Origin of the sequence: Bradyrhizobium sp. AZCC 1610, from assembly GCF_036924515.1 — a bacterium.
In the GTDB taxonomy this organism is placed as follows: Bacteria; Pseudomonadota; Alphaproteobacteria; order Rhizobiales; family Xanthobacteraceae; genus Bradyrhizobium.
Map to the genome: position 1 here is coordinate 2,785,924 of NZ_JAZHRR010000001.1, position 16,713 is coordinate 2,802,636.

Consider the following 16,713-nt stretch of genomic DNA (forward strand, 5'->3'; position numbering starts at 1 on the left):
GCGAAGCTCTACCCATCGTACGGCCTACAGGGCTACTGAATGCCCTGATGCTTCGCGTGCCATTTCGGGGCCGGGGCCGCGCATGTAGTGCAGCTCGGGACGGTAGCGATTGCGGGCAAGGTCGACCAGCCTGTGCCAATGGATCACGATCTCTGTCAGGCGTCGGAGCAGCGGTTGCATGACCAGCATGGCGACCCCTCAATGCAGTTTGCCGAGCATGGACGAAAACGGCAGGACGAAGATTTCATCGTTGAGATCGTCGCTGACATGCAGCGTCCAATCGCGCCAGTCTTCGGGGCCCTGCGCCGTAATCAGCGACTGCACGACGCGGGCGGCGTGGTCGCGCATCTCGGTCAGGTTTCCGACGGCGGTGCCGCGCCGATCGACGCATACGCCCTCGGAATTGGAGTAGTGGAAATAGACTCTGGCCATATCCGACTCCCGCGATTGCGATTCACGCTGAAAAAATAGCAGGCGGGACATCGACTTGATATTCGGGGAGATTGCGGACGGGATACTACGGGGGCCAGCGACCTCAGGTGGAACCGGTCCGTAAATTTGTCGGAAAATTATCTGTCGCAGCGCGAGGAACGAGACTTTCGGTTCGGCAGTTTCACGAGGAAGCCGCGACGAGCGAAACGTACGGCGTGGACTGGTGGAACCCTGGGAGAGCGACATGATGTCGGAAATGCAGATCCACACGATTGCGCGTCAGATGATGGAGAAGCACGGCCTCACCGCGATCGCGGAAGCCGCCCATAATGCACAGGCTTGCGAGAGCAAGGGCGATGCCGAGGAAGCCAGGGAGTGGCGTCATATCGAGGACGCGATGAAGCTGATGCGGGGACCGCATCAGAGCTAAGTTCCGCGCAATCCGAAGGCCTGAGGGAGCCAACGGGGCACGCGAATGCGCGCCCGCGACGAGCGCAACGCAAATTGCGCTCGCGCAGTGATAACAGGTTTCGTGTAATCCCGGCTTGCTACCGCAGCGGCATCGGCGGGCGCACCACCGGTGCGCCGTCCTCGGCTATCGTTTGCTGCGGCGGTGCTGGCGGCAACGGCGCGGCGGTCTGCGCCGGCGGAAGCGGCGCTGCGGGAGCGGCCGCAATCGGCGCGGGCGAATAGGAAGGCGAATAGGAATAGGCCGGCTTCGGCTTACGCACTGGCGGCGGCGCGGCTGGCCGCGGCGGCGTCAGCGCCGACACCCTGGGCCGCAGGTTCTGCTCGGGGGGCCTGGCTTCGGCCGCTCGGGCCTCCGAAGCCTTGGCAAATTCACGCGCCATTTGCGCCTGGCTCGCCTTGAGCTGCGCGATGGCGGTTTTCAACTCCTCGACCTGCTGGCCCATCGTGGCGAGATCCTGCGCCATCGATTGCAACTGGGCAGTGTCAGCAGAAGGAGCGGGCGCGGCGGCGGTGGCAGCGGGTTCGGGTTGGGCCGGTGCTTGCGCTGCCGCCGGTTGCACGGCGGCCTGATCTGTTGCGGCGGCTTCAGTGGCCGGGGCGCTCGGCTGCTCCGCGCCGGCAGGCTTGGTTGCCGAAGGTAATGCAGCCAGCACGAAGGGCGGCGCCCACTCGGCGGCCATCGCCTTGGCCTGATCGCCATAGTGCTGCCACGCGGCGGCAGCCATGGCGCCGCAAAGGGCCAGCAGCGCCATGACCACGCGCTTCACCCATTTGGCCGTCGGCCGTTCGCCGGGAGGCTTGAGACCATCCACCTTGATCTCGCTTGGCCTGATATTCTCAAGCTGGATATCGCGGACATCGCTGGCCCGAAATGTCGGTTCGACCTGCGGAATCGGCGCGCCGGCCGAGATCGGCGGCGTAACGTGAACTTGCGGCGCCGCTGGAGGGGCGGCCGGATCGTGCGCCAGCGGTGGCGCCTTTTCGGCATGCGGCGTCTTCTCGGCATGCGCGTGCAGCAGCGATTCGATCGCAAAGACGTCGTGTGGATCGGTGTCTTTCAACGTTGGCGTGGATTGCATTGGCGGTCCCTTGCTCAGTCCAATGTCACCCGCATCGGGCGGCGAGCATGCTTTGGCAGGGTCGAAAAACCTCTGCCCGTAAAACCCCTGCCTGTGCCGTCACACGGCCAGCGAGGTTTGACCAAAGCAAGGCAATCTCGTGGAGAGGTTGGGGCTGCGGGTTCCAGGGGCTGGAACTGGAGAAGGGACGAATAGGGATTTTTCGGATCTGGCGCCGAACGCGTCTGCGGTGCGGTCGGCCGCGTCTTAGAGGGCTACGCCTGCGACGTCAGCGCGATGCCTGGCGTGCCATTTCGGGCCGGGGCCGCGCATGTAGTGGCGCTCGGGACGATAGGGGTCGCGGGCGCGCTCGATCAGGCGGTGGCACCGCGCCACGATCGCATCGAGGCGGCGGAGCAGCGGCATGAAGGGCGGTCGCGCCGGCAGCATGGCGACCTCTCAATGCGGCTTGCCGAGGACGAAGGCGAACGGCAGAACGAAGATCTCTTCGTCGAAATCGTCGCTGACATGCACGACCCAGTCGCGCCAGTCTTCCGCGTCGCGTCCCATGATCAGCGAGCGGACGATGCAGGCCGCGCGGTCGCGTGCCTCGGCGAGGTCGCTCACCGCTTCGCCGGATCGATCGATCCGGACTTCCCGGGAATTCGAGCAGTGGAAATAAACCTGGGCCATGTTGGCCTCCTGGACTTAGGCGAAGCTACTCTTATTGGTACGAAGCTAGCCCCAGAAGGTTTTGCCCATCCGTGATGCACCTCACAGTCGGTCGTTAAGATTTTATTAATGCTGCAGTGGTCAAATTTTAGGCATGGAATCGCAACGGAACCGGACCTCCCGAGCCGGCAGTTGCAAGAGAAGGCCGGCGGCGTAATGCCCGCCGGCCTTTTATCTTGCCGGCGAGAGGCAATCGTCTCTGAAAATCACGGCGCTGTGAATCGACCTTCGGAACAAGCATCTCGGCTCGTCGGTTCGCTCTTCATATTCAGATGGAGATGCGCAATGACGAAACTGACACTGCTTGGCGCGACCGCGATCGTTGCGACGGCGACGGCGGTTGCAACACCTGCCATGTCGCAGGAAGCAACCCAGGAACCCGGCATGATCGGGTTTACTTACCCGAACTCCGACTATCTGCGCGGCGGATACGGTGTTCGCCTGCCGAGCCGCTATGACTATAGCTACTACCATGGCTACTACGGGCCTCGCGTGTATTACGGGCCTCGTGTGTATTACGGGCCCGGCCCCGTCGGGCTTGCGGCCGGCGTAGCCGCCGGTGCGGTCGGAACGGCGGCCGCCATTGCGGGCGCGCCGTACGTTGATTCCTATGCCTATTATGACGGGCCCGGTTATTGGTAGAGACGAACGCGTAACTGCAACGAAGCGGCCGCAAGGCCGCTTTTTTTTTGTTGGCTGCCTAGCGCTTCAGCGCTGGCCACGGCGTCATTCAGGTTCATTGCGAAAAAGCGGGCCTTGCACGGAAAGAGCCCGCATGGTTCGAGTGCATCATCCAATGTCTTAAGAGGCAGGCGTCATGAGCTACCGCATTCTCGTCTTTTACGGCTCCTACCGTTCCGACCGCATGGGCATCCGGCTCGCGCAATTCGTCGTCGAGGGGTTTGCCGCGCGCGGCGACGATGTCGAGCTGATCGACGCCAAGGCGATCGGCCTGCCGATGCTGGACCGGATGTACAAGGAATATCCGAAAGGCGGCGCGCCGGCGGCGCTCGAAAAATTGGCCGAGCAGATCCGCACCGCTGACGGCTTTGTCTTCGTTACAGGCGAATACAATTGGGGCATACAGCCGGGGCTGAAAAACCTCACCGACCATTTCCTCGAAGAATGGTTCTGGCGGCCTGCGGCGATCGCCAGCTATTCGGCCGGCCGCTTCTCCGGTGCGCGCGCCGCGCTGGCATGGCACGGCACGCTTTCGGAAATGGGCATGGTGGTGATTTCGAGCTCGATCGCCGTCGGGCCGATCGCGCAGACGCTGACGGAAGACGGCAAACCGACCGGCGAGGGCGGCAAGGCGCTGTCACACGCGTTTCCGCGCTTTGCCGATGATCTCGTGTGGTGGATGGAGGCGGCAAGAGAGCAGCGGGAGCGCAAGAAGCCGCCATATTGAGAGGGATCGCTCCAACACCGCCCCGGATAGTCGCGGAGCTTTGAGCGGGCGATCGCGCGGCTGCTCCATGCCCCGAATGGAACGCAATGATGGCGGAAGGACACCAACTTTTCGCCACGCCTGGACAGCAGATTGCGCTTTGCCTGCCTTCCTCGCCGAGCCGCCGCTCATCCCCTCCGTGTACCGGAAAAACTGATGTCGCCAACGAAAGCGCGCTGCGGTCTGCTTGTTATTGCCGTCATGGCTACGCTGAGCGGATCGGTGGCCAGCGCGCAGAATCTCGATCAGGGCAAGCCGGCGCCAAAACTGTTTGCCGAAAGTTGCGCGTCCTGCCATCGCAGCCCGCGCGGGCTCTCCAAGGGCCGCTTTCATCTTACGCTCTATCTGTTCCTGCAGAAGCACTATTCCAGCGGCTCGAGCTCGTCCTGGGCGCTGACGTCCTATCTGGAATCCATCGACAGCGGAAAGCGCGTCGCGGCGAAGCCCGCGGCGACCGGCGCGTCGCGATCGTCCTTGCGCCCGCCGGCGCCGGTGCCGGCGCGGTAGCCGGAAACGATACGCCATCGCTTGCTCACGGCACCGCTGCGAAATCTCCCCAAGGCGGTCATCTTTTGGACGTCTGCCAGCTTAGCATCGTCGCTCGTAAGCGTGGCGGGGAGTATGATCATGGTGGTGGCGGAGCTTCAGACCAAGGTGGAGAAGTACGAGAGCCGGGCGTCGCGTTGCGAAGCGCAGGCGCGCGAGGCAACCGACAAAGCCCAGCAGACCTTTTACGAGGTGCTGGCCGGCTACTACACGAGCCTGGCGACGGACTTTCGGAAGATCCTCGAGAAGCGTCTGGTCGCGTAAGGCGGCCGAGCACCCTGTGAGCGCAAATACGCTCGTCGCCGCGCGCGCATTTTGCGCGATGCGCTGGCCACGGCTACTTGCTCATTTCACGCGCCGCCGATCGCGCGGGTGATTATCCCGCCCCCGCCGCAGTTCGGGCAGGGGGAACCGTCGATGCGGCCCTCGCCGCCGCATTCGGGACAGATGTCGTCGCCGGTGCCGGGCGTTCCGCGTGCCGCTTCATCACCGGGATTGAGCATTGAGTTGGCCGGCTGCATCTGCGGCTTTGCGCGCGATTTTGCGCTTTGCGAGTTCGGAGCCTTGTTCCGCATGGTGCGTGCCTCCGTGGTTGTTCGCCGACAACGCCGCTATGGCGAGGAGGTTGCGGGCGGGTGCGACCCTTGCGCGCCAGGACGCAACTTTCGTCACCGCGAACGCGTTGGCAATGCATGACAGCCAACGCAACCCTGCATCCCATGACGGGCTTCAACCCGTCCGAGCCCGCCATCCTGCACGACCGCACAAGCGACCAGATTGTGACCTGGACCGGCGAGCAAGCCGACGACTTCCGGCGCTCCAGCCGCGCGCGCGATGACGGGAGCGTGGCGTGGCGGGAATACGTGTTCGACGGCTGGGGAAACGTGCTCGGCGGGTAAGCGGTACGCGGCGAAATAGACCTGGGTAGGCGGATTAGCGGCGCGTAACCGGCCGAGGGCGCCGGGAAGGAACGGCGGATCACGCCTTTGGCTAATCTGCCCTAACGAACGCATAACAGGCTCTTCTGCTAACCTATTGGGCTTTCACCAACAATTGAGTGCGGGGAATTGCATTGTTGCAATGCAATATCGCGATATCGCAATGCAGCAAAGGAGGTATAGATTCTTGGTTCGAATCCTACCCTCGGAGATTCGGATCCCACCCCGGAGAATTGAAGTGAATAAGACCTACCTTTCCATCGCTGCCGCCGCCCTGATCTCGATCGCGGGTGCCACTGCCGGCTTTGCGGCGGAGTTGCCGACCTATGAAGCGAAAAGCTTGCCGATATCGGCGGTGCAGGTTCGCGTGCTGGGAGCCGCTGACGTTCAGGAGCAATCGCGGGTGCAGACCTCCACAGCCACTGCGCATCAGCTCAGCGTCCTGACGCCGCGTACTACGACGCGGACGGCCGAGACGGCCGCGCCAACGCCAACCACCGGTCGCGCCATTCGCTGACCGACATCAGCATCGCCGTTTGAGCAAAAGCCCGCGATTTCGTCGCGGGCTTTTGTCTTGATGAATGACAGCATCCGCGTATTGCGCCGTGCGTAAGCCGATCGGCGAGGGCTATGAGCGACGTGCCATCGGATGGGTTAGCGGGTGTTCGCGCTGCCTTCTTTCAGGTAGCATTGCCGCATGAGTGAAACCGAGACTTTGTTTGCGGCCTTGCGTCAGTCGTCCGACGAAGCCGTTGTGGATGTGCTCGAGCGTATGGTGCGGGATGCGCCGGATCATGCCTTGAACAAGATGAACGCGCTTGATCTCGCAGGCATGGAGGGGATCGACGAAGAGCGGGTCATCGCAACACTCCTGAATGCAGTAGGGCTCGGCATGTTCGAGATGACATGGAACGTGATGTGCCCAAGCTGCGCCGGGGTTCTTTCCGCCAACAAAAGCCTGAAGACCCTGGATCGGGCGCAGTATCATTGCGCTTTCTGCGCTGCGGGCTATGAGACGACGCTCGATAATCTGGTCGAGGTGACCTTCACGGTAAGCCCGCGCGTGCGGAAGATCGCGGCCCATAATCCCGACGAATTGTCCGCGGCCGAATATTATCGCCAGATATTCTGGAGTTCGGCGATCGATCTTCCGGACGATCTGGAGCGGCTGCTGGACGATGTCACGCTCGAAATCGTTGACTTGCCGGCAGGTGAAAGGGCCATCCTTTCCTTGCAGGTGCCGCAGGGCACGTTGATCATGTTCGATCCCGTGACGCATGCGGCCCAGTTCCTGGAGGTCAGCGGCGAAGAGACCAGCGAGCGCCAGAACCTGTCGGTGATCTTCAACAGGGTCCAGGTCCCCGTCGACACCGTTACCTTGCGCCCCGGGCCGCTGCGCCTGGCCTTGGACAACCGCACCGACGGTCGCGTGTTGCCGGCGGTGTGGGTGGCGAACCCGGCGCTGGACGACCTTCTGAAGCGACGAAAGTTGGTTCTCACGGCAACGCGTCTCCTCACCAATCAGACTTTTCGCGATATCTACCGGACCGACACGCTCGCCATCGGCCAGCGCCTCAAGATCCTGAGCCTGACTTTCCTGTTCAGCGATCTCAAGGACTCCACCGAGCTTTATGAGCGCGTCGGTGACCTCACTGCCTTCGATCTCGTCAACGAGCATTTCAGGCTGCTGCAGGAGATTATCGCGTCCGAAAGGGGGGCGATCGTGAAGACCATTGGCGACGCCGTCATGGCGACCTTCGAGACGCCCGACCGCGCCATTGCCGCTGCGATCCGCATGCGCGAGGCAATGAGCGATCTTGGCGCCGAGCGTCAGCATCAGAGCCTGCGCCTCAAGATGGGCATCCATGAAGGCTCATGCCTCGCGGTCACCCTCAATGGCCAGCAGGACTATTTTGGCCAGACGGTCAATATCGCCTCGCGCGTCCAGGGCCTTGCGGCCTCACGCTCGATCGTGGTGACGGAATCGGTGGTGGAGAACGCGCATGCCCGGGCGCTGCTCGAGACCAACGGGCTGAAGCCGGCGCCCCGACGCGTGGCGCTGAGCGGCATCGCGGACAAGGTGTCGGTCTACGAGATTTCCTGACGTAGCTGGCTGTTAGCCCGGATGAGCCAACGGGTCTCTCGTTGGCTCATCCGGGCTAATTCCTGTGACGCAATCACCACACTCGAACGGAATCGTACGATGGAGGCCGTGTCTGATCGCGTCCGGCCACGCTTCCGCCCGGATTCGGTCCCGCCATTGCCGTGTGTTGGTTTTCGGCTTGGGCTGGGGCGCGAGCGGGGGATTGCAACATGTCTTCCATTGGCTGCACCGGTACTTCGTGCGTTGACGTCAGAGCAGGCCGTACTCAACTTGAAGCGCCGCTGGTCCCGGCCGCGCGTGCAGGGAAATTCATACGGCTGCTTGCTGTCACGCTCGGAGCGGCATCGCTTGCGGCCTGCGCGCAGTCCTCGGTCGTCACCCAAAAATCCGAACTTCGCGCTATCAGGCAGGCGTCGCTGGATCAGGATCGAACGACATCGTCCATGATGAAGAGGCGCGTGGCCGCGTTGAGAAAGCACACCGCGTCGCGCAGAAATGCAGGCGGCATCAAAACGGCCTCGCATGGGGTTGCCAGCTTCTACACCGAGGGAACGAAGACCGCGAGCGGCGAAAAGTTCAACACGCTCGAAATGACCGCAGCTCATCCAACGTTGCCCTTCGGCACCAAGTTGCGCGTGACAAACGTTGCGAGCGGCCGGTCCGTGACGGTGCGGGTCAATGACCGCGGTCCCTACGTTCAGGGGCGCGTTGTCGATGTCTCCTATTCCGCGGCCGACGCGCTGGGAATGGTGGGGAAGGGCGTTGCCAAGGTCAAACTCGACGTGGTGGACTAGCGACCCTTCGGGCTACTTCCGTCCCCCGATATCTCCTTGCCCCGTTCCGCCAGCTTCACCATCACCTGCAGGGCCTGATTGGTTGGCGTGGCAACGCCCAACTCGGCGCCCTTGCGCACCACATAGCCGTTGAGAAAGTCGATCTCGCTGGGCTTGCCGCGCGCAAGATCCTGCGCGGTGGACGACATCTGGTTCGGCATGGCGGCGGGGATTCTCAATATGTGATCGATGAGGTCTTTGGGGATCGATACGCCGCAGGCACGGGCGACGGATGCCGCTTCCCGCACCGCGCTTGTGACGACATCCCTTGTGCCCTCGACTTCCAGCATCGGTCCGTAGGAAATATCAGCCACGGCGGAAAGCGCGTTGAAGGCGCAGTTGATGATCAGCTTGCTCCATAGCGTGACCTCGATGTCGTCGGCGATCGTGGTGCGGATGCCGGCGGCTTGAAGCGTTTGTGCCAGCGCCTCGCTCGCGGCAGAGGCGCCGATGGCGAGGTCGCCGCCGCCGTGATGCCTGACGTGGCCAGGCCCGGCCATCTCGCTGCCGACATAGACGACCACGGGAATGACGGCGTGGCCGGTGACGGAGCTAAGACGCGGCGCATTGTCGACGCCGTTCTGCAGGCTGAGAACGGATGTTTCCGGCAGCAAGTGTCCGGCGAGCGACCGGCCGGCCTGCTCGGTATCGGCCGACTTCACGCAAACCAGCACCAGATCGGGCGGGGCAAGCGCGGTTGCGTCGGTCGCGGCTTTGGCGGGCAGGTGTCCTTTGAAAGTGCTGGTATCCAACAGCAGGCCATGGGCGTTGATGGCGTCGACATGCGGTTGCCTGCCGATGAACGTCACGTCATGTCCGGCCCGGAGCAGCAGTCCCCCATAGTAGCATCCGACAGCTCCAGCACCGACGACCGCGATTCGCATGTTCTTCTCTCCAGTTCGGGCGTAGCCCGGATGGAGCGCAGCGCAATCCGGGGAACGCGAGTCAAGAATCCCGGATTACGCTGCGCTCCATCCGGGCTACTTATTTACGGGTTACCCAGGATGTCCGACAGGGCCGACAACAGCCGGTCGATTTGCCCGTCGGTGCCCACACTTATCCGCAGATAGTCGGAGATACGTGGCGTGGGAAAATGGCGGACGATCACCGCCCGCTGGCGCAGCGCGGTGGCCAGCGCCGCGCCCTCGTGCGCCAGATGACGCGCGAAGACGAAGTTGGCGGAGGACGGCAGCACTTCGAAGCCGAGCCCGACCAGACCGCGGTTCAGCCGCTCCCGGCCTTCGATCACGCGAGCGCGGCTCTGTTGAAAATAGGCTTCGTCTTCCAAAGAGGCGATGGCGCCGGCCTGGGCAGGCCGGCCAAGGGGATAGGAGTTGAAGCTGTCCTTTACCCGGGTGAGCGCCTCGATCAGGTCGGCGTCGCCGATCGCATAGCCAACCCGCAAACCCGCCAGGGCCCGGGACTTGGACATGGTTTGAACGACCAGAAGGTTCGGGTGGGAGACGACCAGCGGTATCGCGGTCTCGGCGCCGAAATCGACATAGGCCTCGTCGATGACAACGGGAGCGTCGGGATGTTCCTCCAACAGAGAAACGATCTCGGCCCGTGACAGCGCAACCCCGGTTGGCGCATTCGGATTGGGTATGACGAGCGCGCCGGCCGGCCGGCGATAATCGGCAACGCGGATTTGCATGGCCTGATCGAGCGGGACGGTCTCGTAGGCGATGCCGAACAGGCGGCAATAGACCGGGTAGAAACTGTAGGTGATATCAGGGAAGAGCAACGGCGCATCATGCTTCAGCAGAGCGGCGAAGGCGTGCGCCAGCACCTCGTCCGAGCCATTGCCGACGAATATTTGTTCTGACCGTACCTGGTGGTAGGTGGCCAAGGCAGCGCGCAGCGCTGACGCCTGTGGGTCCGGATACAGACGCAACGCATCAGTCGCCTCGCCGCGAATCGCTTCCAGCGCGCGTGGGGAAGGGCCAAACGGACTTTCATTGGTGTTGAGCTTGACCAGCTCCGCCATGCGGGGCTGTTCGCCCGGCACATAGGGTTTTAGGTCGTGCGTCAAGCTGCTCCAGAAACGGCTCATTTTTCTCTCCAGTAAAGCTGGTAGCCCGGATGGAGCGAAGCGAAATCCGGGGCGGTGTTAGAGTGATCCCGGATTGCGCTGCGCTCCATCCGGGCTACTGGCCGACGGCGATACATTCGAGCCGGCGCTTCGGGTGAACCAGCCACTCCGCGCTCTCGACGATGCGCATTTCCTCTGTGCCGCTGGCCGCGGTGCGCTCCAGCACGGCGAAGATGGCGGAGGCGGCGTGGCTGAGCGCATCCGGCGTGTCGGCGCCACGGAGGCGCGCGGCCACCAAGAGCGCGGCAAACAGATCGCCAGTGCCGTTCGGGCTGATCGGCAGTTTTGGCGTGCGCACGCGAAAGGATCTCGCGCGCTCGACGGCGAGCGTCTCGATCTCGCCTTCAGGCGTGTCGGCAAGCTCGGCGCTGGTGATGACGACCGTCCCGCGCGCCATGAACGCGCGCGCCGCCTTGAGCACCTGATCGATCGTTGTGGCCTTGGCCCCGGACAGCCATTCGAACTCGAAATGATTGGGCGTGATGATATCGGCCAGCGGGCACAGAAGATCGCGCACCAGCGGCGGGATGTCGGCGTGGACGAACAGGCCGCGATCGCGATCCCCGAGCACGGGGTCGCAGCAATAAAGCAGCGCGGGATTTTTGGCCTTGGCGCGCGCGACGAAGTCCGCGACCACGGCGGCGTTGTCGGCCGAGCCGAGATAACCCGACAGGATCATTTGCGCGGCATCGACCGCGCCGCGCTCCTCGATCCCGCGCAGCAGATCGGCAACCAGTTCTGCATCGAGCACCCGGCCGCGGATGGTCGGGTAGCCCGGCCGGTTGCTCAACAGCGTGGTCGGCACCGCCACCACGTCGATCCCGTGCATCTGCATGGGGAAGACGGCGGCGCTGTTGCCGACATGGCCGTAGGCGACCTGCGACTGGATAGAAATCACGTTCATGAGATTTGTCTGGGGAATAAGCGGGTTGTCGGGACGGGAACCTGCCGAGGTTAACACATTGGTTATTTGTTTGCGGGCATTTTCACCACCTCATTAAACAGGGAGGCACCATGTCTGACGTCACCATTCCCGGCGGCCGGATTCGTTCTTTCGTCGAGCGGATCGAGAACATCGACGCCGAATTGGCGGAACTGAACGAGCAGAAGAAGGAAGTGTTTTCGGAGGCCAAGGGCGAGGGGTTTGATGTGAAGATCCTGAGGGAGATCATCAAGCTGAGGAAGCAGGACCAGGACGAGCGCGACGAGCGCGAAAGCCTGCTCGATCTCTACATGCGCGCGATGGAGACGGCGCCGCCGGAAAAGGCAGCGAAGGCGGCGTGAGCGAAACGAAGAGGCAAGCTACTTGCTCGTCATGCCCGGCCTTGTGCCGGGCATCCACGTCTTTGATCCAGTTGAGCACGAAAGACGTGGATGGCCGGGACAAGCCCGGCCATGACGGAAGGTGATTCATCCCGGCTGCTGCAAGCCAAATCACTTGAACAGCGCGATGTAGATCACGTAGAGCCAGCCCAGGATGCCGTGGATGATCGCCCAGAGGATCGAGTGGTTATTGGTATAGGAGATCGCGATGGCGAGTGCCGAGCCAAAGCCCACGCCGTATTTCGCGCCCTCGACGCGAACCCCGTAATATCGATTTCCGTTCATGGCGATCCCTCAAATGCGATAGGCGTGGATTGGAGTCCACCGAAGCGTAACCCGCTGACGTCCCTTCAAACAAGACCACACCGCGCCCCGCGTGGCGTCAAAAGATCGGCTCGCCGATCGCAACCTCGCTGCGCGGGCCCAACACGATCACGTTGCCGCTCGCGTCCTTTGCGCCGAGGATCAGGAGTTCGGACGTGAAGCCCGCGATGTTCTTCGCACCCAGATTGCAGACGCATACGACCAGCGAGCCGAGCAGTGCCGCCGGCTCATAGTTCGTGATCTGGGCGCTCGACCACATGATCCTGTCAGCGCCGACGTCGACGCCGACCTTAAGGGACGGGTTGCGCGCGCGGGGAAACGGCTGGACGTCCACGACCTTGCCGATGCGGATGTCGAGACGGGCGAAATCGTCGTAGGTGGCCTGGGGCTTTAGCGGGGGCATGTCGTCGGGCTCGGTTGGTAGACTGGATTTCGGGGAATAGTCGAGAGGCGTCACGAAGCCTCATATCGAAATTGCCTTGCGGTTGGAACGTGCAGTCCCTGGAGCCGGTTGGTGATCCCCGGCCGAATGGGTTAGTCTCACGGAGGCCTTCCTCCAGTCGTTCGAGCGCACGCCATGCATGTTCTCCGACCCCAGTTTCGCATCGAGGAGAGCCGCGCGCTCGCCTTCGCGGCCGACCGCAGTTTTGGCGTGGTCGTCGCCGCGGATGAACGCGGCCCGCGCGGGTCGCACGTGCCGTTTGTGCTCGCGCGGCGCGACGATCGCGTGATCGTCCAGATTCATCTGACGGCCAAGAATCCGCTCGTCGAACTCGCCGACGGCATCAGGCGCTTCCTCCTGATCGTCGCCGGCGACGACGCCTATGTCTCCAACGACTGGTATGCCTCGCGCGACAACGTCTCGACCTGGCTCTACGAGGCCGTGCATCTCTCCGGCGTCGCGCATCTGCGTGCGCCCGATGAGAACCGCAGCCACGGCGACGCGCTGCTCGCGGTCTCCGAGGCGCGCCTGCCGAAACAGCCGTGGGACCTTACCCGGATGGAGCCCACCAAGCGCGAAACGATGCTCGCCTCGATCCGCGTCATCGATCTCGTCGTCGACCAGATCGAGGGCCAGTCAAAGCTCAACCAGCACAAGAGCGATGAGGACCACATGGCGGTCGCCAACCATTTGGCCCGCGCGGAGGAGACGGGAAGCAGAAGGTTGGCCGGGAAGATGCGGGCGCTGCGGCCGGGGCTGGGATATGACGTTGAGCAGTAGCGCGGATGAGTCAACGGCTCGAGCACAGCATCCGTGCTACGCAAGCACGAGGCAAACGCGTTGTTAAGAATTGGCCCGCGCCGATTTGCACGATTCCGATTCGTTCTTTGCGAACAAAATGGAGTCGGATGGAGAACAAAAGCCGTGGTGCTGTTTGTTTCTCGACCTCGGCAGAGTATCGGCTACAGTTGTGCTCGTCCGACAGCGCAGGGCGCGAGTTCATGGTGAAGAAAACCGGCAAGCGTGCATCGCGACACACGATCCTGGCGATCGACGTCGGCGGTTCGCGCGTGAAGGTCATGACCAACAGGGAGCGAACCAGGCGCGCGTTTGCGTCCGGTCCTGATCTTTCTGCGAAAGTGATGGTGAGGAAGGTCAAGGCGCTGACGAAAGACTGGTCCTATGACGTCATCTCGATCGGATATCCGGGGCCTGTGGCCAATAACCGGCCCTTGGCGGAGCCTCACAATCTCGGTCTCGGGTGGGCCGGTTTCGATTTCGAAAAGGCCTTCGGCCGCCCGACGAAGCTCGTCAACGATGCGCTGATGCAGGCGATCGGCAGCTACCAGGGCGGCCGGATGTTGTTCCTGGGCCTCGGAACAGGTCTTGGCTCCGCGATGATCGTGGATGGCATTCTGGAACCGATGGAGCTCGCTCACCTGCCGTACCGCGCGGGCAAGACGTTCGAGCAATGCGTCGGCGCCGCAGCCCTCAAGCGCGTTGGCAAGAAGAAATGGCAACGCGCGGTCGATGACGTCCTGGCGCACCTGCTAGCCGCACTGGAGCCGGATTACGTCATGCTGGGCGGCGGAAACGCCGACAAGGTCGACAAGCTGCCGCGCAAGGTCCGCCTCGGCGTCAACACCAATGCATTCGAGGGCGGATTTCGGCTGTGGAAGAAGGGGGTAGTCAAACGGCCCGGCGTACGCCGCTAGAGAATGCCGTCCTGGCAGCGTCAGCGCGTGGGCGCGTGGTGCCGTCGAGCGAACATTTTCCACCCGGCAGAAAGCCCGCGTTGTCCTCGCGGGCCTTTATCGTGAAAAGCAGGCTTTGCAGTTTCGCTCGCACCTCATAAGCTGAGGTCAGCCGAACGCGTCCCACCTCCGGCCATCAATCGAAGGCCGGAGGTAAGGAGAAAAGAACAGCAGCAAAGCTGCGACGTGGCGCATGGCGTGCAAGGGGAGGACACCGATGCCGCTGTCTATCGACCGCCGTCGCGCGCTTGCGACCATCAGCTCTTTCGTCGCCGCGCCGTTTCTGGCGCCACGTGTAGCCCGGGCGGCAGAGACCTGGCCGATCCGGCCCGTAAAATATGTCAACGGCTTTCCGGCCGGCGGCGCCACCGACACGCTCTCGCGCCTGCTCTGCCAGAAGATGAGTGAGCTGTCCGGCCAGTCCTTCGTTGTCGAGAACAAGGCCGGCGCCGGCGGCGTGCTGGGCGCGGACGCAGTCGCGAAATCGCCGGCGGACGGCTATACGATCGGGCTTGGCGGCATCGCCTCCAACGTGCTCGCGATCGGCAGCTACGCGAAACTGCCGTATCGCCCGCGCGAGGATTTCACCTTCATCTCCGGCATGTGGCAACTGCCGAACATCCTGACCGCAAAGAAGGACTTGTTCTCCGCGGATCTGAAGGAATTGCTCGCCGCGTTCAAGAAGGAGCCAGGCAAATACACCTACGCGTCCGCCGGCTTCGGCACCACGCTGCATCTCTCCGGCGAGATGATGAACAGCATGGCAGGCGTTCAGGTCAGGCACGTGCCCTATCGCGGTGCCGCGCCGGCGCTGAACGACCTGCTCGGCGGCAATGTCGATCTTTTGTTCGACAATCTGCCGGGCTCGCTGCCGAGCGTGCGCTCGGGCGCGATCAGGCCGGTGGCGGTCACCGCGAAGAAGCGGCTGGCGGAGCTTCCCGACGTGCCCGCGATCGCCGAATTCCTGCCCGGCTACGAGATCACCTCATGGACCGCGCTGGTCGGCCCCGCCAACATGCCGCCCGACCTCGTCGCGCAAATCAACGCGCTTACCGTGAAGGCCCTGAAGGACCCCTGGGTGCAACAGCGCTACGCCGACTTGGGGGCCACCACCTGGCCGACCACGCCGCAGGAGATATCAGCCTATCGCGACAGCGAGGAAGGGCGCCTGTTGCCGATCATGAAAGCGGCCGGGATCAAGCCGGAGGGCGGGTGAGGGGGAGGCGGGCCCGCTTGAGGGAAATGCCGTTGCTGTTGTCCGACGATGATTTTGAAAACAGTCTCGACACCGTTCGCGAGGCGGCGGCCGATCCAATCAAAGGAATCTTCGGTCCGGATTCGCTGACGTGGCGGGTCGACCGCGAGGCGGCGATTTTCCTTGGCGCGGGGCGGGCGCTGTTGCTGCAGCTGGCGCACCCCTGGGTCGCCGCCGCCATATCGGAGCATTCCCGGACCTTTGCCGATCCGGTTGGCCGGTTTCACCGGACCTTCAACATTACTTTCACGATGGTGTTCGGCACGCTCGATCAGGCGTTGGCCGCAAGCCGCCGGCTGCATCGGCGTCACGCCGCGGTGACCGGAATATTGCCACAGGCGGCAGGCCGCTTCGAAGCCGGCTCTGCCTACACCGCCAATGAGGTCTCGGCGCTGCGGTGGGTTCATGCCACGCTGGTGGAGACCGCGTTGCAGACGCATGATCTTGTCTTGCCCGCACTCACGAACAGCGAGCGCGAACAATACTGGGCTGAGGCGAAGCTGTACGCGGCGTTGTTCGGCGTGCGGCCGGCCGACCTGCCTGCGGACTGGACGTCGTTCGCCGCCTACACGGAGGCAATGTCGCAATTCGATATTCTCGCGGTCAGTCCCGCCGCCCGCGACATTGCCGAGCAGATTTTTTCAGGCTCCGCCACCGGACTGCGCGTGCCCAGATGGTATCGCGCGCTGACGGCCCATTTGCTGCCGGAGCGGTTGGCCCAGGAATTCGGATTTGACTTCGGCGAACGCGAAGCGCGCAGCATGAACCGGGCGCTGGCGTGGATCCGGCGCATCTATCCACGCCTTCCCATGCGCCTGCGCGCGGTGGGCCCTTATCAGGAGGCGCTGGCGCGCCTGCAAGGTGACAAGCAGCCGGACCTGGCCGTGCGCTGGCTCAACAGATTGTGGATCGGCCGGCCGATGATGGAATGAGTTTGCCGCGCATCCCTGAACGACAACCAA

At 63.2% G+C, this 16,713-nt stretch carries 25 protein-coding genes; 14 read left to right on the top strand and 11 right to left on the bottom strand.

Annotated features, from left to right (window positions below; all coding sequences use genetic code 11):
* Positions 1 to 24 precede the first annotated feature (24 nt).
* Both V1279_RS13385 and V1279_RS13390 read right to left on the bottom strand, forming a co-directional pair.
* Positions 25 to 189, bottom strand: coding sequence for a hypothetical protein (locus tag V1279_RS13385; protein WP_334436366.1), 165 nt, complete (start codon positions 187 to 189; stop codon positions 25 to 27).
* Positions 190 to 198: 9 nt separating this feature from the next.
* Positions 199 to 432 (bottom strand): DUF6894 family protein, encoded by a 234-nt coding sequence (locus V1279_RS13390; RefSeq protein WP_334436369.1) that lies wholly within the window; start codon positions 430 to 432, stop codon positions 199 to 201.
* Positions 433 to 676: 244 nt separating this feature from the next.
* On the opposite strand from V1279_RS13390, the gene V1279_RS13395 reads away from it, so the two are divergent.
* Positions 677 to 862, top strand: coding sequence for a hypothetical protein (locus V1279_RS13395; RefSeq protein ID WP_334436371.1), 186 nt, complete (start codon positions 677 to 679; stop codon positions 860 to 862).
* Between the two features lie 118 nt (positions 863 to 980).
* Here V1279_RS13395 and V1279_RS13400 read toward each other — a convergent pair whose 3' ends face one another.
* The 3 genes from V1279_RS13400 to V1279_RS13410 all read right to left on the bottom strand — a co-directional run bounded on the left by V1279_RS13400 (position 981) and on the right by V1279_RS13410 (position 2,654).
* On the bottom strand, positions 981 to 1,982 hold the full coding sequence (locus tag V1279_RS13400) for a hypothetical protein (RefSeq protein WP_334436373.1): 1,002 nt from the start codon (positions 1,980 to 1,982) through the stop codon (positions 981 to 983).
* Between the two features lie 246 nt (positions 1,983 to 2,228).
* Positions 2,229 to 2,411 carry a hypothetical protein gene (locus tag V1279_RS13405; RefSeq protein ID WP_212418706.1) on the bottom strand — a complete coding sequence of 61 codons (183 nt, stop codon included), beginning with the start codon at positions 2,409 to 2,411 and terminating at the stop codon, positions 2,229 to 2,231.
* A 9-nt stretch (positions 2,412 to 2,420) separates the two neighbouring features.
* A complete protein-coding gene (locus V1279_RS13410) occupies positions 2,421 to 2,654 on the bottom strand; it encodes a DUF6894 family protein (protein WP_334436378.1) in 234 nt (77 codons plus the stop codon).
* A gap of 324 nt (positions 2,655 to 2,978) precedes the next feature.
* Between V1279_RS13410 and V1279_RS13415 the strand changes: the two genes are divergently transcribed.
* The 4 genes from V1279_RS13415 to V1279_RS13430 all read left to right on the top strand — a co-directional run bounded on the left by V1279_RS13415 (position 2,979) and on the right by V1279_RS13430 (position 4,950).
* Positions 2,979 to 3,335 (top strand): hypothetical protein, encoded by a 357-nt coding sequence (locus tag V1279_RS13415; RefSeq protein WP_334436380.1) that lies wholly within the window; start codon positions 2,979 to 2,981, stop codon positions 3,333 to 3,335.
* 175 nt (positions 3,336 to 3,510) lie between these two features.
* On the top strand, positions 3,511 to 4,101 hold the full coding sequence (locus V1279_RS13420) for an NADPH-dependent FMN reductase (protein ID WP_334436383.1): 591 nt from the start codon (positions 3,511 to 3,513) through the stop codon (positions 4,099 to 4,101).
* 195 nt (positions 4,102 to 4,296) lie between these two features.
* On the top strand, positions 4,297 to 4,647 hold the full coding sequence (locus tag V1279_RS13425) for a hypothetical protein (protein ID WP_334436385.1): 351 nt from the start codon (positions 4,297 to 4,299) through the stop codon (positions 4,645 to 4,647).
* Between the two features lie 120 nt (positions 4,648 to 4,767).
* The gene (locus V1279_RS13430) at positions 4,768 to 4,950 is read left to right on the top strand and encodes a hypothetical protein (RefSeq protein ID WP_334436388.1); all 183 of its coding nucleotides are present in this window, start codon (positions 4,768 to 4,770) and stop codon (positions 4,948 to 4,950) included.
* Between the two features lie 86 nt (positions 4,951 to 5,036).
* On the opposite strand, the gene V1279_RS13435 is transcribed toward V1279_RS13430, so the two are convergent.
* Entirely contained in the window at positions 5,037 to 5,261 is a 225-nt protein-coding gene (locus V1279_RS13435; RefSeq protein ID WP_334436391.1) for a hypothetical protein, read from the bottom strand.
* 117 nt (positions 5,262 to 5,378) lie between these two features.
* Here V1279_RS13435 and V1279_RS13440 point away from each other — a divergent pair, with 117 nt between their 5' ends.
* The 4 genes from V1279_RS13440 to V1279_RS37815 all read left to right on the top strand — a co-directional run bounded on the left by V1279_RS13440 (position 5,379) and on the right by V1279_RS37815 (position 8,522).
* Positions 5,379 to 5,585 carry a hypothetical protein gene (locus V1279_RS13440; protein WP_334436395.1) on the top strand — a complete coding sequence of 69 codons (207 nt, stop codon included), beginning with the start codon at positions 5,379 to 5,381 and terminating at the stop codon, positions 5,583 to 5,585.
* A gap of 277 nt (positions 5,586 to 5,862) precedes the next feature.
* Positions 5,863 to 6,141 carry a hypothetical protein gene (locus V1279_RS13445; RefSeq protein ID WP_334436398.1) on the top strand — a complete coding sequence of 93 codons (279 nt, stop codon included), beginning with the start codon at positions 5,863 to 5,865 and terminating at the stop codon, positions 6,139 to 6,141.
* Positions 6,142 to 6,321: 180 nt separating this feature from the next.
* Positions 6,322 to 7,728 (top strand): adenylate/guanylate cyclase domain-containing protein, encoded by a 1,407-nt coding sequence (locus V1279_RS13450; RefSeq protein WP_334436401.1) that lies wholly within the window; start codon positions 6,322 to 6,324, stop codon positions 7,726 to 7,728.
* A gap of 209 nt (positions 7,729 to 7,937) precedes the next feature.
* Positions 7,938 to 8,522: a septal ring lytic transglycosylase RlpA family protein gene (locus tag V1279_RS37815; RefSeq protein WP_442894764.1), complete on the top strand. Its 585-nt coding sequence runs from the start codon at positions 7,938 to 7,940 to the stop codon at positions 8,520 to 8,522.
* Here V1279_RS37815 and V1279_RS13460 read toward each other — a convergent pair.
* From V1279_RS13460 to pdxY, 3 genes are all read right to left on the bottom strand, one after another.
* On the bottom strand, positions 8,519 to 9,445 hold the full coding sequence (locus tag V1279_RS13460) for a ketopantoate reductase family protein (RefSeq protein ID WP_334436405.1): 927 nt from the start codon (positions 9,443 to 9,445) through the stop codon (positions 8,519 to 8,521). The genes V1279_RS37815 and V1279_RS13460 overlap by 4 nt on opposite strands.
* Before the next feature lie 104 nt (positions 9,446 to 9,549).
* Positions 9,550 to 10,614: a histidinol-phosphate transaminase gene (gene hisC, locus V1279_RS13465; RefSeq protein ID WP_334436407.1), complete on the bottom strand. Its 1,065-nt coding sequence runs from the start codon at positions 10,612 to 10,614 to the stop codon at positions 9,550 to 9,552.
* Positions 10,615 to 10,708: 94 nt separating this feature from the next.
* On the bottom strand, positions 10,709 to 11,557 hold the full coding sequence (pdxY, locus tag V1279_RS13470; RefSeq protein WP_334436410.1) for a pyridoxal kinase PdxY: 849 nt from the start codon (positions 11,555 to 11,557) through the stop codon (positions 10,709 to 10,711).
* 110 nt (positions 11,558 to 11,667) lie between these two features.
* Between pdxY and V1279_RS13475 the strand changes: the two genes are divergently transcribed.
* The gene (locus V1279_RS13475) at positions 11,668 to 11,937 is read left to right on the top strand and encodes a DUF2312 domain-containing protein (protein ID WP_334436414.1); all 270 of its coding nucleotides are present in this window, start codon (positions 11,668 to 11,670) and stop codon (positions 11,935 to 11,937) included.
* Positions 11,938 to 12,087: 150 nt separating this feature from the next.
* Here V1279_RS13475 and V1279_RS13480 read toward each other — a convergent pair whose 3' ends face one another.
* Positions 12,088 to 12,261 (bottom strand): hypothetical protein, encoded by a 174-nt coding sequence (locus tag V1279_RS13480; RefSeq protein WP_334436416.1) that lies wholly within the window; start codon positions 12,259 to 12,261, stop codon positions 12,088 to 12,090.
* Between the two features lie 97 nt (positions 12,262 to 12,358).
* On the bottom strand, positions 12,359 to 12,757 hold the full coding sequence (locus V1279_RS13485; protein WP_334436417.1) for a tRNA-binding protein: 399 nt from the start codon (positions 12,755 to 12,757) through the stop codon (positions 12,359 to 12,361).
* A gap of 120 nt (positions 12,758 to 12,877) precedes the next feature.
* Between V1279_RS13485 and V1279_RS13490 the strand changes: the two genes are divergently transcribed.
* The 4 genes from V1279_RS13490 to V1279_RS13505 all read left to right on the top strand — a co-directional run bounded on the left by V1279_RS13490 (position 12,878) and on the right by V1279_RS13505 (position 16,683).
* Positions 12,878 to 13,522 (top strand): FMN-binding negative transcriptional regulator, encoded by a 645-nt coding sequence (locus V1279_RS13490; protein ID WP_334436420.1) that lies wholly within the window; start codon positions 12,878 to 12,880, stop codon positions 13,520 to 13,522.
* A gap of 221 nt (positions 13,523 to 13,743) precedes the next feature.
* The gene (locus V1279_RS13495; RefSeq protein ID WP_334436422.1) at positions 13,744 to 14,457 is read left to right on the top strand and encodes an ROK family protein; all 714 of its coding nucleotides are present in this window, start codon (positions 13,744 to 13,746) and stop codon (positions 14,455 to 14,457) included.
* Positions 14,458 to 14,713: 256 nt separating this feature from the next.
* A complete protein-coding gene (locus tag V1279_RS13500) occupies positions 14,714 to 15,712 on the top strand; it encodes a Bug family tripartite tricarboxylate transporter substrate binding protein (protein WP_334436424.1) in 999 nt (332 codons plus the stop codon).
* A gap of 26 nt (positions 15,713 to 15,738) precedes the next feature.
* A complete protein-coding gene (locus V1279_RS13505; protein ID WP_334446375.1) occupies positions 15,739 to 16,683 on the top strand; it encodes an oxygenase MpaB family protein in 945 nt (314 codons plus the stop codon).
* The last annotated feature ends 30 nt before the right edge of the window (positions 16,684 to 16,713 follow it).